Below are 16199 nucleotides of genomic sequence, written 5' to 3'. Positions count from 1 at the left end.
CGGGGACGGGGCGGCCGGGGCAGACGGGGTGGCCGGGCGGAACGCCCGTGGTCCGGGTGACGGTGGCGCGCGAGCGCGTGGAAGACAAGGGGCGGGCTCGGTGGGGCGGCGTACGGGTGGGCTGATCGGGGCGTGGGCCGAGGCCCAGCGGCAGCAGCAGCGGCAGTACGAGGAGGCCCGGCGGCAGCAGGCGCGACAACAGCGGGCGCACGAACGCGAACAGCGGTCGTACGAACGCGACCTCGCCCGGATGCACCGCGAGCAGCGGGCCGCGTACCGCGCGGCGCGGGAGGCCGACGCGCTGCGCCGCACGGAGGAGATCGAGGCCCGGGTGGCTGAGCTGTCCGGGCTGCTGGTCGCCGGGTGCCGGGCGCCCGCGTTCCGGGTCGCCGCGCTGCGCCGGGAGGAACGGATCGCGGAGTTCGCGCCCGGCCCGCTCGCCGTGCCGGTGCCGGTGCCGGACCCGAGGGCGTACGTCGCGCGGGACGGCGGCTGGGGGCCCGGCGCCCGGGCGCGCGCCCAGCGGGAGGCCGAGGAGCGCTACCGGCGGGACTGGGAGGCGGCCCGCCTCGCGGAGGAGCGGCGGCTGCGCGAACTCGCCGACTACCGCCACCGCTACGAGACCTGGGCCGCCGCCCGGATCGCCGAGGCCCGCGCCCACAACGAGGGCACCGGCGCGATGACCGCCGCCCTGCGCGCCGCCGAACCCGACACCGTCGTCGAGTACTTCTCGGCGGCCCTGTACGCCAACTCGGTCTGGCCGGAGGGCTTCCCCCGGCAGGTGACGGCCGCCTTCGACCCCGGACCCCGCCAACTCGTCCTCGGCTGGGAGCTGCCCGCGCTCGACGTCGTCCCCGAGGCGCGGGCCGCCCGCTACCTGATCAACGCGGACCAGGTGAAGGAGACCCCCCGGCCGGTCACCCAGCGGCGCGCCCTGTACCGGGAGGTCCTCGCGCAGAGCGTGCTGCTGGCACTGCGGGACGTCTTCGCCGCCGACGAGTACGGGCTGCTGGCCTCCGTCGCGCTCAACGGCTTCGTGGACGACTTCGACCCGGCGACCGGTCGTCGCGCGGAGATCGTCGTCGCCTCGGTGCTCGCCGACCGGACCGCGTTCGACGGGCTGCGGCTGGCGACGGTGAACCCCGTGGAGTGTCTGACGGACGCCCTGCGCGGCACCCTGTCGGCCAAGCCCGACCAGCGGACGGCGGTCCGTCCGGTGCGGACCCCGGAGCAGGTCGGCGCGGAGGTCGTCAGCCACGGCGGGGGCGACGAGCCGGACCTGCTGGAGATGGACCCGCTGGCGTTCGAGGACCTGGTCGCGGAGTTGTTCCGGGCCCGGGGCATGCAGGCCGTCACCACCCAGCGGTCGGGAGACGGCGGGGTGGACGTGGACGCGGTGGACCCGGACCCGATCAGCGGCGGCAAGATCGTCGTCCAGGTCAAGCGCTACCGGAACACCGTCCCGCCGAGCGCGGTCCGCGACCTGTACGGGACCGTGCAGGACCAGGGCGCCAACAAGGGCGTCCTGGTGACCACTTCGGGCTTCGGGCCCGGTTCGTACACCTTCGCCAACGGCAAGCCGCTGACCCTGGTGTCCGGCGCCGAACTCGTCGACCTGCTGCACATGCACGGGTTGCGGGGGCGGCTCGGTGGCGGTGACCGCAGTGGCGGCGGCGGGAGCGGCGCGGGGGCGCGGGGGGCTTCGGACGCCGTGACCCTCGCCCACGGTCCGGCCGCCACCGGGTCCGTCCCGCGTCCGGGCGCCGGGTCCGTCTCCGGAACGGCCGGTGGAACGGCCGACGGGCCGGGTGGCGTTCCGGCGGGGGTTCCGGGTGGCGGGCCCGGGGGAGCCAACGCGCCCACGCTCCTGCTGCCGACCGGCCCCGACGGGCTGCCGGTGTCCGGTGGCGCGGGGGCGTCGGCCTTCCCGGGCCCGCGCCACGACGGCGGTGACGACACCCACGGGGACGCCGCCCACGGTGACGCCGCCCACGGGGACGACGGCTACGGGGACGACGGCTACGGGGAGGAGTACAACGTCCTCGGGATGTCCTGGTCGGGCGCGGTCGCCCTGGACGTCTGCGCGCTGGTCTGCCGGGGCGGCCGGGTGCTGGCCGACGACTGGTTCGTGTTCTTCAACAACCCGCGCACCCCGGACGGTTCGGTGCGGATGCTCGGCGGGTTCGGCGGCGACCGGGCCGCCGTCCGGGTGGCGTTCGACGGTCTGCCCGCCGGGGCCGACCGGCTCGTCCTGGTGGCGGCCGTGGACCCGGAGGTCAACCCGGACGCCGACCTCGCGGGGTTCACCGGGGCCGGGATCCGGCTGCGGGACGCCGACGGCACGGAACTCGACCGGCTGGAGGTCTCCGACGGCCGCCCCGGCGAGACGGCCCTGGTCCTCGGCTCGTTCCGGCGCCGGGCGGGCGGCGACTGGGACTTCGTGGTGGGCGGCAAGGGGTACGAGGGCGGGCTGGAGGCGTTGGTGGAGGACTTCGGCATCGAGGTGGAGTGAGGGCGGGGCGGGACGCCCCTCGACGGGACGGTGGCCCGGACCCGTGCCCCGTGCCCGATGCGCCCGGGGGTGCCCGCCGCCCGGGGGTGAACGGGTCCCCCCGGGCGTGGGACCCCGCCGGATATTCGGGCGCGGTCCGGACGGCCGCTGCCTAGGATCGGTCGGATGACCGAGAAGCGGCCGACGCGCCCCGGGTTCGAGATCCCGGCCGAACTGATCACCAGCCAGCACAAGTTCAAGGGGGAGGCGGGCCGCGCGTTCATCGCGGACCTGCCGGAACGGGGCGCCGGGTTCCTCGACCGGTGGGAGCTGACCCTCACCGGCCCCGCTATGCACGGCATGGCCTCCCTGGTCCTCCCGGTGGTGCGCGCCGACGGCACGCCCGCCGCGCTGAAGATGCAGGTCGCGGACGAGGAGAGCGAGCACCAGGCCCGCGCGCTGCGGATCTGGGACGGTCAGGGCATCGTCCGCCTCCTGGAGGAGGACGAGGAGACCACCACCCAGCTGCTGGAACGGGCCGACGAGTCCCGTCCGCTGTCGGACGTGCCGGACTCCCGCGCGGCGGTCGCCGTCATCGCGGACCTGCTGGCCCGGCTGACCGCCGTCCCCGGACCGGAGGGCGTGCGGCACCTCGCGGACATCGCCGCCGACATGCTCACCGAGCTGCCCGGCGCGCTGGAGCGGGTGGCCGACCCCGGGGCCCGGCGGCTGCTGGAGGCGTGCGGGGGCGCGGTGCGCGAGGTGCTGCCCGAGCCCGGCGACCGGCTGCTCCACTGGGACCTGCACTTCGAGAACGTGCTGGGCGCCGACCGTGAACCCTGGCTCGCCATCGACCCGAACCCGCTGGTCGGGGACCCGGGCTTCGACATCATGCCCGCGCTGGACAACCGCTACGAGGACGACGAGGTGCTGTGGCGCTTCGACCTGCTGGTCGAGCGGCTGGGCCTGGAGCGGGGGAGCGCGGCGCGCTGGACCCTGGCCCGGGCGCTCCAGAACTCGCTGTGGGACGTCGAGGACGGCGAGTCGCTCCAGGACATGCAGCTGCGGATCGCCACGCTGATGCTGGAGCACCGGCTGGGCTGAGTCCGGGGCGGCGGCCCGGGGGCCCGGGGCCTAGGGAGCCCGGGGCCGGAGGGGGACTCGGGGACCGGGGCCGGGCGGGGGCGTCTCACCCTCCGGGAGCACTGGACCGTTGTCCGATACACGGGGTTAACTGCGGCCATGATTCGTACCGCCACCCCCGACGACGTCCCCGTCATCCACGCCATGGTCCGCGAGCTGGCGGACTACGAGAAGGCCCTGCACGAGGTGCGGGCCACCGAGGCGCAACTGCGCGAGGCGCTGTTCGGGGAGCGCCCGGCCGCGTACGCGCACCTCGCCGTGGACGAGGCGACCGGCGAACCGGTGGGCTTCGCGCTCTGGTTCCTCAATTTCTCCACGTGGCGCGGGACGCACGGGATCTACCTGGAGGACCTGTACGTCCGTCCCGGCCGTCGCGGCGGCGGCCACGGCAAGGCCCTGCTGACGGAACTGGCCCGGATCTGCGTGGAGCGCGGCTACGAGCGGCTGGAGTGGTCCGTCCTGGACTGGAACCAGCCCTCGATCGACTTCTACCGCGCGCTCGGTGCCCGGCCCCAGGACGAGTGGACGGTGTACCGGCTCACGGACGAGGCGCTGCGGAAGGCGGGCGCGGCCCCGGGCACGGATGATCCGGCCCCGGTCGCGGACCCGGCGGTCTGACCTTCCCGCCCTGGTGGTCCGGCCTCCCCGGGGCACCGGTCCGCCGGGCCGCCGGTCCGCTGGGTCCTGGAGCGGCGGCCCGGTGGCCCGGTGGCCCGGGGACGGCGTGGACGGCGCGGACGGCGCGGACGGGGCCTCCTACTTGCCCGCCGCGCGGCGATAGGTGGTGACCTGGACCCCGGTGGGGCTGGTGACCGCCGAGGCCAGTTCCAGGGTGCGCAGTCCGCCGTCCACGGGGAACACGCTCTTCCCGCCGCCCAGCAGCACCGGCATGATCATCAGCCGTAGCTCGTCGACGAGGTCCTCCGAGAGCAGGGTGCGCACCAGGGACGGGCTGCCCATGACGAGCAGGTCGCCGCCCGCGGTGCCGCTCAGCTCCCGCAGCCGGGCCACGGCCCCCTCGGCGGGGATGAGCGTGGAGTTCTCCCAGGTGAGGAGGTCCGCCGGGGTCAGGGTGCCCGACACCACGTACTTGGGGATGGTGTTCATCCGGTCGGCGAACGGGTCACCGGCCCGCTCCGGCCACGCCCCGGCCATCGTGCGCCAGGTGCGACGGCCGAAGAGCAGGGCGTCCGCCGAGGACAGCGCGGTGTCGATGAAGCCGCCGACGACCTCCGGGTCGAAGAACGGGTGGGACCAGCCGCCGTGGGCGAACCCGCCGTCGGTGTCCTCCTCCGGTCCGCCCGGTGCCTGCACGACCCCGTCCAGACTGATGAACTCGCTGATCACTATGCGCACGGAACACGCTCCTCTTCGGTCACCGGGTGCTGATGTCAGCACAGACTGCCCTACCTGCGTGAACTCATCGTCCACAGGGGCAGATGACGACTTCACGACATGACGACTTCCCGGTGACGGAGGGGGCGGCCGACCCGGTGGTTCACGGTTCCGGAACGGGCCGGGAGCGGGGGTCCGCGACGGTTTCCGGATGGGGCGAGGGACGGCCCGTCACCATCGTCCCGGCGACCACCGCGGCCAGCAGCATGATCCCGACGGCCCACCAGATGGCGACCGTGTAGCCGTGCACCACGCCCACGTTGGTGAGCCGGGCCACCGCCGCCGGGTCCCGGGCCTCGGCCGGGGTCAGCCGGGCCGCCACGTACGCGCTCGCGGAACTCGTCGCGATCGTGTTGAGCAGCGCCGTCCCGATCGAACCGCCCACCTGCTGGGAGGTGTTGACGGTGGCGGAGGTGACCCCGGCGTCCCGGGGCGCGACGCCCAGCGTCGCGGTCGCCATCACCGGCATGAACGTCATGCCCATCCCCAGCCCCAGCAGCAGCTCCGAGGGCAGTACGTGGGTGGCGTACTCGGCGTGCACGGTCAGCTGGGTCAGGATCACCAGCCCGCCCGCCGCCAGCACCAGCCCCGGCACCATCAGGGCCCGCGGCGACACGCGCCGCATCAGCCGTGCCGACACCTGGGTGGAGCCGATGATGATCGCCGCGGTCATCGGCAGGAACGCGACGCCCGCCTTCAGCGGCGAGTACCCGAGGACGGTCTGCAGGTAGTACGTCAGGAACAGGAAGGTCCCGAACAGCCCGATCGTCACCAGTGCCATCGTCAGGAAGCAGCCCGCGCGGTTGCGCTCCCGGATCACGTGCAGCGGCAGCAGCGGATGGGGGGAACGCGTCTGCCACACCACGAACGCGGCCAGCAGCGCCACCCCGCCCAGCAGCAGCCCCAGCACCAGCGGGTCGGTCCAGCCGCGCGGCTCCGCCTCGCTGAACCCGTAGACGATCGCCACCAGTCCGCCGCAGCCCAGCAGCACCCCGGGGACGTCGAGCGCCGACTCCCGGTGCCCGGGGTGGTCGTGCAGCAGGGTCAGCGCCCCGGCGACGGCGATCACGGCGATCGGCACGTTCACGTACAGGCACCACCGCCACGACAGGAACTCGGTCAGCACCCCGCCCATGACCAGTCCGATCGCGGCGCCGCCGCCCGCGATGGCGCCGTAGACCCCGAAGGCCCGGGCCCGTTCACGGGGGTCGATGAACGAGGTGGTCAGCAGGGAGAGCGCGGAGGGCGCGAGCAGCGCGGCGAACACGCCCTGGAGGGCGCGCGCCCCGAACAGCATCCCGGAGCTGACGGCCGCGCCGCCCAGCCCGGACGCCACGGCGAAGCCGACCAGCCCGATGACGAACGTCCGCTTGCGGCCCACCCGGTCGGCGATCCGTCCGCCCAGCAGCAGCAGACCGCCGAACGCCAGGGTGTACGCGGTGATGACCCACTGCCGGTTGGAGTCCGAGATGCCGAGGTCCCGCTGGGCGGACGGCAGGGCGATGTTCACGATCGTCGCGTCGAGCACCACCATCAGCTGGGCCAGCGCGATGACGACGAGCCCCCACCAGCGGTGGCGGTCCGGCGCGGCCCCGTCGGCCGCCGACCCCGCCGCCGGTCCGGCCGCGGGGGCACCGCTCGGGGGCGTACTCACCCTGACAGAACACCATGGAACGGGACGGATCGCATCTGCGGCCCGGGCGCTGTCGGGCGGCGGTCGGGGGAGTGGTCCGTCCGTCCCTCGTGGTGTCCGTGCGGTGTGGTGTCCGTGCCGTGTGGTGTCCGTCGCTCGTGGTCCGTGGTCCGTCCTGTCCGGGCGCGTTCCCCGTCGCCGTGTGGTCCGGTCGCCGTGTGGTCCGGTGCCGCCTGGCCGGGGTGCCGCCTGGCCCGGGTGGCTCAGGGCTCCAGGACGACCTTGCCCGCGGTCCGGCGGGTCTCCAGGTCCCGGTGCGCGCGGGCCGCCTCCGCGAGCGGGTAGCGGGTGACGGCCGGGACGAGCGCCCCCCGCGCCGCCAGCTCCAGCGCCCGGGTCTCCAGGGTGCGCAGCGGGTTCCCGCCGCCCACCCGTTCCAGCATCCGGGGGCCCAGGACGTAGGTGGAGGTCAGCCCCCGCTCCCGCAGGTACGCCTCGTCCGGCTGGTACGGTCCGTCGTCCTCGCCGGTGCCGCCGTCCTTGCCGAACCAGCCGAACCAGCCGAAGACGAGGTGCCGTCCGCCCGGGGCGAGCAGGTCCACGGCGGCGCGGGCCGTGTCGCCGCCCACCCCGTCGTAGACGACGGTCGCGCCCCGGGGCCCGCCGGTGCCGTCCGGATGCGTGCCGGTGCCGCCCGTACCGTTCGGGTGCGTACCGTCCGCACCGCCGGTACCGTGCGCGCCGTCAGCCAGGAACTCCCGGACGACGGCCGCCCAGCCCGGCTCCCGGTAGTCCACCGCGAGGTCCGCCCCCGCCGCCCGGACCCGGTCGAGCTTGGCCGGTCCGCCCGCCAGTCCGACGACGACCGCGCCCGCCCTCTTCGCGTACTGGGTCAACAGGGTGCCGAGGCCGCCCGCCGCCGACGGGACGATGACCACGTCGTCGGGTCCGGGCTCGGCGAACTGGACGATCCCCAGCGCGGTGCGACCGGTTCCGATCATCGCGACCGCCGCCGCGAAGTCCAGCGGTTCCGGGACCCGGTGCAGCCGCGCGGCGGGGACGGCGGCGCGCTCCGCGTACCCGCCGGGGTTCATCCCGATGTGGGCGACCACCCGCCGCCCCAGCAGCGCGGGGTCGGCGCCCTCGCCGAGCGCGGCGACGGTGCCCGCCACCTCGCGGCCGGGGATGGTGGGCAGCGGGGTCGGCCCCGGCCCCGGTCCGGCCTCCCCCGCGCGCAGGGCGGTGTCCAGGACGTGCACCCCGGCGGCGGCGACGTCGATCAGCACCTCGCCGGGCCCGGGGACGGGGTCGGGGACCTCCTCCCACACCAGGTTCTCGGCGGGGCCGAAGCTGTGCAGACGGACGGCGCGCATGACGACTCCTCGTGGGACGGGGCGGGGCGGCCCGGCCGGTGGCCGACCGGGCACCGCCAAGCCTGTTACCTCAAGCAGCCTTGAGGTCAACCGTCAACCGTCGGCCGGAGCCGGAGCCGGAGCCGGAGCCGGAGCCGGAGCCGGGACAGGGGGCCGGGGGCGGGGGCGGGGGCGCCCGGAGTGGGCGCGGTCCGGGCGCGTGGGCGGGGCGCTGTCAGTGGCCGGGTGCAGGATGGGGGGATGACGCGTGACGCGGTGGTACGGAAGGCGAAGCGGCCCGGTATCCGGCTCCCGGAGCTGGTCCCGTTCGACGGGGCGGGGCTGGAGCCCGACGGCGACTACGACGGGGTGGAGTTCACGGACCTCGACGGAGCCGACGGGGACGGCGGCGGCGCCCACTTCCTCGACTGCCGTCTGACGGGCCCCGTGCTGGACCGCGCCCGGCTGACCCGGGCCCGGTTCACCGACACGGTCCTCACCGGGGCCCGGGGGGTCGGGACGGACCTCGCGGAAGCGGTGCTGCGGGACGTCGAGCTGGTGGACGCCCGGCTGGGCGGCGTCCAGCTGCACGGCGCGACCCTGGAGCGGGTGGTGGTCCGGGGCGGCAAGATCGATTACCTGAACCTCCGTCAGTCCAGGCTCAGGGACGTGGTGTTCGAGTCCGTGGTCCTCGCGGAGGCCGACTTCGGGGGCGCCGTGCTGGAACGGGTGGAGTTCCACGACTGCGTGCTGAAGGGCACCGACTTCACGGCGGCCCGGATGAGCGACGTCGACCTGCGGGGCGCCAGCGGGCTGGAGACGTCCCGGGGTGCCGGTGGACTGCGCGGGGCGGTCATCAGCCCGGCGCAACTACTGGACCTGTCGTGGCTGTTCGCGGCGGAGGCGGGGGTGCGGGTGGAGGGGTGAGGCCGCGCTGGCCCGGGCGGGCCGGGTGCCGTCCCTTCCCGGTGGAAGGACGGTTCGGCACCCGGACCAGAATGGACGGACCGGCGCACCCGGCGGGGCGGCGGACCTGTGGAGCAGGGGAGCAGCGGGGGCACATGGACACGTATCCAGAGGGTCGTTCGGGTCGTTCTGCGGGGGTGACGGGCGGGGTGACGGGGTTCAGGCGGCCGGGAGTCGGGCGGCTCATCGCGGCTGTCGTCGCGCTGTGCGTGGCCTCGGGCGTCCTGGGCTGGTGGCTGTGGCGCGACGATCCGGCGCCCTACGCCTTGCGGGACGCTCCCGAGGCGCGTCTGACGGTCCGGGCCGCCGAGTCCGACTACCCCGAGGCCGCACGGCTCGCCCGCGAGACCGAGCACCTGCTGAGGGTCTACGTCCAGCGTCTCCGGGCGGGTGACGCCGAGGACCTGGCCCGTATCGGCGCCCCCTGGTACTCGGGCCGGGAGGCGGCCGCGCGGGATCTGATCTCCGGGTTCGGCGCGGCGGCGGACCGGCCGGTGCGGGCCGTGGTGGCGGACCCCGTCGTTCCCGGTCTGGCCGACGTCTCGTTCCGTTTCGCGGACGGAAGCGAACAGCGGCTGCACCTCACCCGCGCCGACGGCGTCTGGTGGCTGGCCTTGGGCGACGGCGATCCCATGAAGCCGTAGCGTCGCGGCGCGGCCCGGTCGGTGCGCCTCAGGGCAGCCGGGGGAAGCGGGACTGGAGGGTCCAGACCGTCGGGTTCTCCGCCAGGTCCTCGTGCAGGTCGATCAGGTCCGCGAGCAGGTCGTGGAGGAAGTCCCGGGCCTCGCGGCGCAGTTCGGCGTGGGCGAAGGACAGCGGCTTGTCGCCCACCGGACGCCACTCCGCCTCGACGTCCACCCAGCCGAACCGCCGCTCGAACAGCAATCGGTCCGTCGACTCGGTGAAGTCCAGCTCCGCGTACTGCGGCTCCGACGCCCGGGACCCCAGCGGGTTCCGGTCCAGCCGCTCCACGATGTCGCACAGCGCCCACGCGAAGTCCAGTACGGGCACCCATCCCCAGGCCGTGGACAGCTCGCGGTCCGTCTCGGTGTCCGCGAGGTACACGTCCCCGCAGAACAGGTCGTACCGCAGCGCGCGGACGTCCGCCCGCCGGTAGTCCGTCTGCGGCGGGTCCGGGAAGCGGTTGGAGAGGGCGTAGCCGATGTCGAGCACCCTTCGATGGTGTCACGCCCCGCGCCCACCGCCCGCCACTCGTCGCCTGTCGCAACGTCCGCCGCCCGCCACTCGTCGCCTGCCACCGCGCCCGCCCGCCGCCCATGCCCATGCCCGCGCCTGTGCCGCCCATGCCCGTGCCGACCGTCGTGTTCCCGGGCCACGGCGGCCCGCGCCCGCGCCGGTACGGCCCGTCGCGCCGGTACGGCCCCGCCGCCCTGTACGCCCACCGTTCCGGGACGGCCCGGGTGCGGCCCGCCGTCCCGGTACCGGCCGCGTCGTACCGGGGCGACGGGCCGTCGGCCTCACCTGGGCAGCGGCACCACGGGCGACGGGACCGGCGCCACCGGGGCGGACCGACCGGACCCGTCCGGCGCGGACCCGCCGGGCGCGGACCTGTCAGGCACGATGCCGTCCGGCGCGGACCCGCCGGGGACGGACCCGTCGGGACGGGCCCACAGCCCCCGTGCTGCCAGCAGCGGCAGCACCCCCTCACCGAACCAGTACGCCTCCTCCAGGTGCGGGTAGCCCGACAGCACGAACTCGTCCACCCCGGCGCGCTGGTACTCCTCGATCAGGTCGGCCACCTCGCCGTGGCTGCCGACCAGGGCGGTCCCGGCGCCGCCGCGCACCAGACCGACGCCCGCCCACAGATTGGGGTGGATCTCCAGCCCGTCCCGGCTCCCGCCGTGCAGCGCCAGCATGCGGTGCTGCCCCTCGGACTCGCTGCGGGCCAGTCCCTCCTGGACCTCCCGGATCCGTTCCGGACCGAACCCCGCGAGGTGCCGGGCGGCCTCGTTCCACGCCTCCTCCGAGGTGTCGCGGGTGATGACGTGCAGCCGCACGCCGAAGCGCGGGCTCCGCCCCTCGGCCGCCGCCAGCGAACGGATCCAGGCGATCTTCCCGGCGACCTGGGCCGGGGGCTCGCCCCAGGTCAGATAGACGTCCGCGTGCCGGGCGGCGACCGGGCCCGCCGCGGCCGAGGACCCGCCGAAGTAGATCTCCGGGACGGGCTCGGGCAGCTGCCCGAGCCGCGCGCCCTCCACGCGCAGGTGCTCGCCCCGGTGGTCGACCGTCCGGCCGTCCCAGAGCCCCCGGACGACGCCCAGGAACTCGTCGGTGCGGGCGTAGCGGCCGTCCTTGTCGAGGAAGTCCCCGTACGCGCGCTGCTCCTGGCTCTCGCCGCCGGTGACGACGTTCAGCAGCAGACGGCCGCCGGTCTGCCGCTGGTAGCTGGACGCCATCTGCGCGGCCAGCGTCGGGGAGAGGAACCCGGGTCGGAACGCGACGAGGAACCGGAGCCGTTCGGTGTGCTGGCTGATCATCGCGGTGGTGAGCCACGCGTCCTCGCACCAGGCGCCGGTGGGGGTGAGCGCCCCCACGAAGCCGAGTTCCTCGGCGGCGCGGGCGATCTGGGTCAGATAGGCGACGGTCGGCGGCCGGACGCGTCCCGCCGCCGTGACGGTGGTGCCGTGTCCGCCGCCGACGACGTGGCGGCTGTCCCCGTTGGTGGGCAGGAACCAGTGGAAGGTGAGTGTCACGGGGATCTCTCCGTTGCGAGTGGGGCCGTCCGGCCGTCCCGGCCCGTCTCCGGGGCGCGCCGAGGCGTTCGGACACGCCGTGACCACCGGGAAGGACCAGCACGGGAAGCGGGGGCGAAGGGGAGGGGGGCGGGGGAGTGCCGGGAACGTGCCGCCGACGGCGGGGGTGCGACAGCCGGGCCCCGCTACGGCGACGGAAGCGGCGGCGGCGAGGACAGCGGGGCGGCGACGACCACGACCACGACCACGACCACGACGGCGACAGTGGCGTCAGGGGTCGGTTTCGTCGACGAGCGGGCTACGGGTACGGGTACGGGTACGGGACGTCGTCCGGGGCGCCGTGCTCGTAACCGGGCGCGGCGCCGGGGAACGGCGGTGTCAGCGGCCGGGGCGACAGCCCGAACTCGTCACCCGTGCGAGGTCGATGTGACGGCGCCTGGTCAGCCGACGCATGGGCGCCCCTTCCGCACGGTCCGGTTCGTGGTCGATCGACGGCCAGCGTAATGGCCCCGCCCCGACGGGGCCATGGCGCCCGCGCCGCCACCGGCCCGGGGAGCGCGCGTCCGGGCACGGCGACCGTGTCCGGACGGGGTGCCACGACCGTCCCGGAGCGGGTACGACGACCGCCCCCGAACGGGTACCGGGACCGTCTCCGAGCAGGCGCCGCCACCGTCCCCGAGCGGGTACCGGGGGACCGTTCCCGAACGGGTACCAGAGGGACCGTCCCTGAACGGGCGCCGCCACCACCCCCGAATGGGCGCCGCCCCCGCCCCCGAACGGGCGCCGGGGGACCGTCCCCGAACGGGCGTCGCGGCCGGTCCCGGGCAGGTGGCCCACCGCCCTCGGCCGGGCCGCGCCCCCAGGGACCCTCAGGCGAGCAGTCGCCGCTCCGTGGCCACGGCCACCGCGCCCGCCCGGGTGTCCACGCCCAACTTGTCGTAGATGCGGCCGAGATGGGTCTTGACGGTCGCCTCGCTGATGAACAGGGCCCGGGCGATCTCCCGGTTCCCGAGCCCCCGGGCGAGCTGCCCGAGGATGTCCCGCTCGCGGTCCGTGAGGGACGGGCGCGGGCTCCGCATGCGCTCCATGACCCGGCTGGCGACGGGCGCCGACAGCGTGGTGCGCCCCTGCGCGGCGGCCCGGATCGCCGCGAACAGCTCCTCCGGGCGCTCCGCCTTCAGCAGATAGCCGGTGGCCCCCGCCTCGATCGCCCGGGTGATGTCCGCGTCGGTGTCGTAGGTGGTGAGGACGAGCACCCGGCCGCCGTCGGCGGCGATGCGCCGGGTGGCCTCCACCCCGTCGATGCCCTCGCCGAGCTGGAGGTCCATGAGGACCACGTCCGGCGTCAGCTTCGCGGCCATGGCGACCGCCTCGTCCCCGCCGTCCGCCTCCCCGACGACCTCGAAGTCCGGTTCGCTGCCGAGCAGCGCGAGCAGCCCCGCCCGGACCACCACGTGGTCGTCGCAGAGCAGCAGCCGCACGGGCGGCCGACCCCCACCGGAGGTGCCGTCCGGGGTGCGGGGGCCGCCGTGGCCGTGGTCGTCGTGCGGGCTCATCGCCGCTCCAATCGGGAGGGTCCGGAGGGCCGGGAGGGCCGGGAGGGATCGGGCAGGGGCACCGACACCGTCAGGACCGTGCCCTCGGACGGTGCCGACTCGATGCTGAGGGTGCCGCCCAGCGCGCGCACCCGGGCCCGGATCGCGGGCAGTCCGTGCCCCCGCACCCCGGTCGGCGACCCGGGGACGTCCTCGGGGACGAACCCCTGGCCGTCGTCCGCGACGTCGAGGACGATCTGGTCGCCCAGACAGGTCAGGGTGACCGCCGCGGTGGTGGCCCCGGCGTGCTCCCGGACGTTGGCGAGGGCGCCCTGCGCGATCCGCAGCAGCGCCGACTCGGTGCGCTCGGGAAGCCCGGCGGGGGTGCCCTCGACATGGAACCGCACCGGCAGTTCGGCGCGCGACTCACGGGCCGCGACCCGGCGCAGCGCGGCCACCAGCCCGCCGCCCTCGGCCAGGTCGGCGGGGGCCAGGTCGTGGACGAAGCGCCGCGCGTCGGCGAGGCTGCGCTCCGCGATCGAGGCGGCGGCGCGCACGTGCGCCCGGGCCGTCGCCGGGTTCGCGTCCCACACCCGGTCGGCGGCCTGGAGCAGCATCCGCTGGCTCGACAGCCCCTGGGCGAGGCTGTCGTGGATCTCCATGGCGAGCCGTTGCCGCTCGGCCAGGGTGCCCGCGCGGCGCTCGGTCGCGGCGAGTTCGCGGCGGGTGCGGATCAGATCGTCGATCAGCGCCCGCTGCCGGGCCGTCTGGCGCTGCATATGGACGAACCCGGCGGTCGCGATGGCGGCGACGGCGGGCGGCGCGAGCAGCAGATTGGGGTCGAAGCCGCCCGCGAGCCGCAGCTGGGCGGCCACGACGAACGCGGTGAGGACGGCGATCAGGGCGAGGGCGGGACGCGGCGGGAGGGTGCGCAGCCCGGTGTAGAAGAGGGGCACCGCGCACCAGGCGAAGCTCGGCGCGAGGACGACGAGGACCACCCACACCGCGACGACCAGCCCCAGCCAGGGCAGGACGGGGGCCCGGGGCCGCCACCACCCGCCGGACCGTCCTCCGGACCGCCTTCCGCCGGACGGTTCGCTGGCGGGCGGCTCTCCGGTGGACGGTGTCCCGCTGGACGGTTCCCCCGGGTGCGGGCCGCTGCCGAGGGCCGGGCCCAGGACGTACAGCAGGGCGAGGGCGACGGACAGCGCGATGACCCACGGGGTGCGGGGCTCCCCGGGGTGGCGCAGCAGGAACCGGGCGAGCGAGGCGCCGAGCAGCAGGAAGAACGCGGAGTGCATCACGGCGGCGAGCCACCGGGCGTCCGGGTCGGCCCCGGCCCCCACCACGAACCCGGCCCCGACCTCCGGCCCGCGACCGTCCCCGGCCCCGGACGTGACTCCGGCCTCCGGACCGGGAACGTCCCCGGCCTCGGATGCGGCCCCGACCTCCGGCTCGGGAACGGCTCTGGGCCCGGACGCGGCCCCGGCCCCGGCTCTGGGCGCGGACGCGGACGCGGACGCGCGCTCGGGCTCGGGCCCGGGAGCGGCCCCGGATTCGGACGCGGCCCTGGACGCGGACTCGGGAGCGGGCTCGGACACCGGACCAGCGGGAGCGCCGGTCCCCGTACCAGGACCGGGATCGGGACCGATACCGGTACCGATGCCGGGGTCAGGAATGGAGTCAGGGCCGGAGGCGGGGTCCGGTCCGGCGCTGGGTACGGCGGCTTGGGGGTCCCGGGGCCGCGCGCTTCCCGGACCCGGTTCGGTTTCCGGCATACCTCCCATTGTGACCCGGTGGTCCGCCGCCGGGGTCATCCGATCGGTTGACCCCGGGGTCGACCGACCCGCGCCCCGGCGGTGGCCGGTACGCCGACGCCCCGGCGCCGGTTCCGGCCCGAGGATCGAAGCAGAGCCGGTCACCACCGCACCGGCCACCCCGGCCCCACCGGCCGGGAGCCGGAACGCAGCACCGAAGGGCAGGACCCGTCACCATGAACCGCACCCCCGAGACCGCCGAGACCACCACCGCCACCACCGCGACGACCGAGCCGCGCCACCGCGCCGGGGGCCGCTTCTCCCGTCGGGCCCGCCTCGGCGTGGGCGCCCTCGCCCTGGGCGCGCTGGCCGCCGGGACGTTCGGCGCGGTGTCGGCGAGCGCCGAGTCCCCGGCCGCCGCCAGCCGCTCGACGGTGACCTCCGACGCCACCAGCCGTCACCTCCAGCAGACCACGCACCTCACCGTCGACGCCGCGACCCGTGCCGCCCAGGCCGCCCTCGACGCGGCCGAGAAGGAGAACCAGCGGGTGACGGTCGCCGTGGTGGACCGCAACGGCAACACCCTGGTGACCCTGCGCGGCAACGGGGCGGGCCCGCAGTCGTACGAGTCGGCCGAGAAGAAGGCGTTCACCGCCGTCTCCTGGAACGCGCCCACGTCCGAGCTGGTCAAGCGGCTGGCCCAGACCCCCAACCTGAAGGACATCCCCGGCACCCTCTTCCTGGGCGGCGGCGCGCCGGTCACGGTGAAGGGCGCGCCGGTCGCGGGCATCGGCGTGGCGGGTGCGCCGTCGGGCGACCTGGACGAGAAGTTCGCCAAGGCGGGCGTCGCGGCCCTGAACCGCTGACCCCGCGCGTCCCGGGGTACGCGGGCCCGGTACTCCGGCCCGCGTACCCCGGTCCCGCACCCCGGCCCGCGTACACCGGGTCCCGTACCCGGGTCCCCTGGCGCCCTGCCCCTTCGGCTGCCCCTTCGGCTGCCCCTCGGGGCCTTCGGCGGGGGGCCTTTCGGTCGTCGGTTCCGCGCGGCTCGTCCGTGGCTGTTCGCGCAGTTCCCCGCGCCCCTGACGGGGCCCTGCCCGTTCCCGATCCCTGACAGGGCCCGCACCGTCCCCGTTCACCCACCCCGGCCTCGCCCCGGCCCCGGCCTCGCCCCGGCCCCGGCCTCGCCCCGGCCCTGGTTCGGTCTGGCCCC

Annotated in this window: 13 protein-coding genes; 6 read left to right on the top strand and 7 right to left on the bottom strand. The window is 75.8% G+C overall.

Translation table 11 applies throughout. From position 1 onward, the window contains the following. Positions 1 to 100 precede the first annotated feature (100 nt). The 3 genes from ACVWNX_RS14585 (at position 101) to ACVWNX_RS14575 (ending at position 4252) form a co-directional block, all read left to right on the top strand. Positions 101 to 2512, top strand: a complete 2412-nt coding sequence (locus tag ACVWNX_RS14585) for a restriction endonuclease (RefSeq protein ID WP_454414357.1) — start codon at positions 101 to 103, stop codon at positions 2510 to 2512. 165 nt (positions 2513 to 2677) lie between these two features. Then, entirely contained in the window at positions 2678 to 3595 is a 918-nt protein-coding gene (locus ACVWNX_RS14580; protein ID WP_454414356.1) for an aminoglycoside phosphotransferase family protein, read from the top strand. 138 nt (positions 3596 to 3733) lie between these two features. Beyond that, the gene (locus ACVWNX_RS14575; protein WP_454414355.1) at positions 3734 to 4252 is read left to right on the top strand and encodes a GNAT family N-acetyltransferase; all 519 of its coding nucleotides are present in this window, start codon (positions 3734 to 3736) and stop codon (positions 4250 to 4252) included. A 138-nt stretch (positions 4253 to 4390) separates the two neighbouring features. Here ACVWNX_RS14575 and ACVWNX_RS14570 read toward each other — a convergent pair whose 3' ends face one another. From ACVWNX_RS14570 to ACVWNX_RS14560, 3 genes are all read right to left on the bottom strand, one after another. Further along, positions 4391 to 4990, bottom strand: a complete 600-nt coding sequence (locus tag ACVWNX_RS14570; protein ID WP_454414354.1) for a dihydrofolate reductase family protein — start codon at positions 4988 to 4990, stop codon at positions 4391 to 4393. A gap of 142 nt (positions 4991 to 5132) precedes the next feature. After that, the gene (locus ACVWNX_RS14565; RefSeq protein WP_454414353.1) at positions 5133 to 6683 is read right to left on the bottom strand and encodes an MFS transporter; all 1551 of its coding nucleotides are present in this window, start codon (positions 6681 to 6683) and stop codon (positions 5133 to 5135) included. Positions 6684 to 6925: 242 nt separating this feature from the next. Next, positions 6926 to 8035 carry a zinc-binding dehydrogenase gene (locus tag ACVWNX_RS14560; RefSeq protein ID WP_454414352.1) on the bottom strand — a complete coding sequence of 370 codons (1110 nt, stop codon included), beginning with the start codon at positions 8033 to 8035 and terminating at the stop codon, positions 6926 to 6928. A gap of 240 nt (positions 8036 to 8275) precedes the next feature. Here ACVWNX_RS14560 and ACVWNX_RS14555 point away from each other — a divergent pair, with 240 nt between their 5' ends. Then, positions 8276 to 8941: a pentapeptide repeat-containing protein gene (locus ACVWNX_RS14555; RefSeq protein WP_454414351.1), complete on the top strand. Its 666-nt coding sequence runs from the start codon at positions 8276 to 8278 to the stop codon at positions 8939 to 8941. Positions 8942 to 9129: 188 nt separating this feature from the next. Then, complete coding sequence (locus tag ACVWNX_RS14550) at positions 9130 to 9624, top strand: hypothetical protein (protein WP_454414350.1); 495 nt, start codon at positions 9130 to 9132, stop codon at positions 9622 to 9624. A gap of 28 nt (positions 9625 to 9652) precedes the next feature. Here ACVWNX_RS14550 and ACVWNX_RS14545 read toward each other — a convergent pair whose 3' ends face one another. From ACVWNX_RS14545 to ACVWNX_RS14530, 4 genes are all read right to left on the bottom strand, one after another. Then, positions 9653 to 10153 (bottom strand): hypothetical protein, encoded by a 501-nt coding sequence (locus ACVWNX_RS14545; RefSeq protein WP_454414349.1) that lies wholly within the window; start codon positions 10151 to 10153, stop codon positions 9653 to 9655. A 305-nt stretch (positions 10154 to 10458) separates the two neighbouring features. Continuing rightward, entirely contained in the window at positions 10459 to 11694 is a 1236-nt protein-coding gene (locus ACVWNX_RS14540; protein ID WP_454414348.1) for an LLM class flavin-dependent oxidoreductase, read from the bottom strand. Positions 11695 to 12563: 869 nt separating this feature from the next. Next, positions 12564 to 13250, bottom strand: a complete 687-nt coding sequence (locus tag ACVWNX_RS14535) for a response regulator (protein WP_454414347.1) — start codon at positions 13248 to 13250, stop codon at positions 12564 to 12566. Continuing rightward, a complete protein-coding gene (locus ACVWNX_RS14530) occupies positions 13247 to 14530 on the bottom strand; it encodes a sensor histidine kinase (RefSeq protein ID WP_454414770.1) in 1284 nt (427 codons plus the stop codon). The genes ACVWNX_RS14535 and ACVWNX_RS14530 overlap by 4 nt, the downstream gene beginning before the upstream one ends. A gap of 692 nt (positions 14531 to 15222) precedes the next feature. On the opposite strand from ACVWNX_RS14530, the gene ACVWNX_RS14525 reads away from it, so the two are divergent. Then, positions 15223 to 15852 (top strand): GlcG/HbpS family heme-binding protein, encoded by a 630-nt coding sequence (locus ACVWNX_RS14525; RefSeq protein WP_454414346.1) that lies wholly within the window; start codon positions 15223 to 15225, stop codon positions 15850 to 15852. The last annotated feature ends 347 nt before the right edge of the window (positions 15853 to 16199 follow it).

This window comes from Streptomyces sp. JNUCC 64 (genome assembly GCF_054484115.1).
Note: the sequence above shows the minus strand (reverse complement) of the source record. Positions and strands in the feature narration are given on the sequence as shown.

Bases quoted from the DNA above. Each gene is read 5' to 3' on its own strand.
- ACVWNX_RS14580 (WP_454414356.1), top strand. From the start codon at position 2,678: ATGACCGAGAAGCGGCCGACGCGCCCCGGGTTCGAGATCCCGGCCGAA.
- ACVWNX_RS14575 (WP_454414355.1), top strand. From the start codon at position 3,734: ATGATTCGTACCGCCACCCCCGACGACGTCCCCGTCATCCACGCCATG.
- ACVWNX_RS14560 (WP_454414352.1), bottom strand. From the start codon at position 8,035: ATGCGCGCCGTCCGTCTGCACAGCTTCGGCCCCGCCGAGAACCTGGTG.
- ACVWNX_RS14555 (WP_454414351.1), top strand. From the start codon at position 8,276: ATGACGCGTGACGCGGTGGTACGGAAGGCGAAGCGGCCCGGTATCCGG.
- ACVWNX_RS14535 (WP_454414347.1), bottom strand. From the start codon at position 13,250: ATGAGCCCGCACGACGACCACGGCCACGGCGGCCCCCGCACCCCGGAC.
- ACVWNX_RS14530 (WP_454414770.1), bottom strand. From the start codon at position 14,530: ATGCACTCCGCGTTCTTCCTGCTGCTCGGCGCCTCGCTCGCCCGGTTC.
- ACVWNX_RS14525 (WP_454414346.1), top strand. From the start codon at position 15,223: ATGAACCGCACCCCCGAGACCGCCGAGACCACCACCGCCACCACCGCG.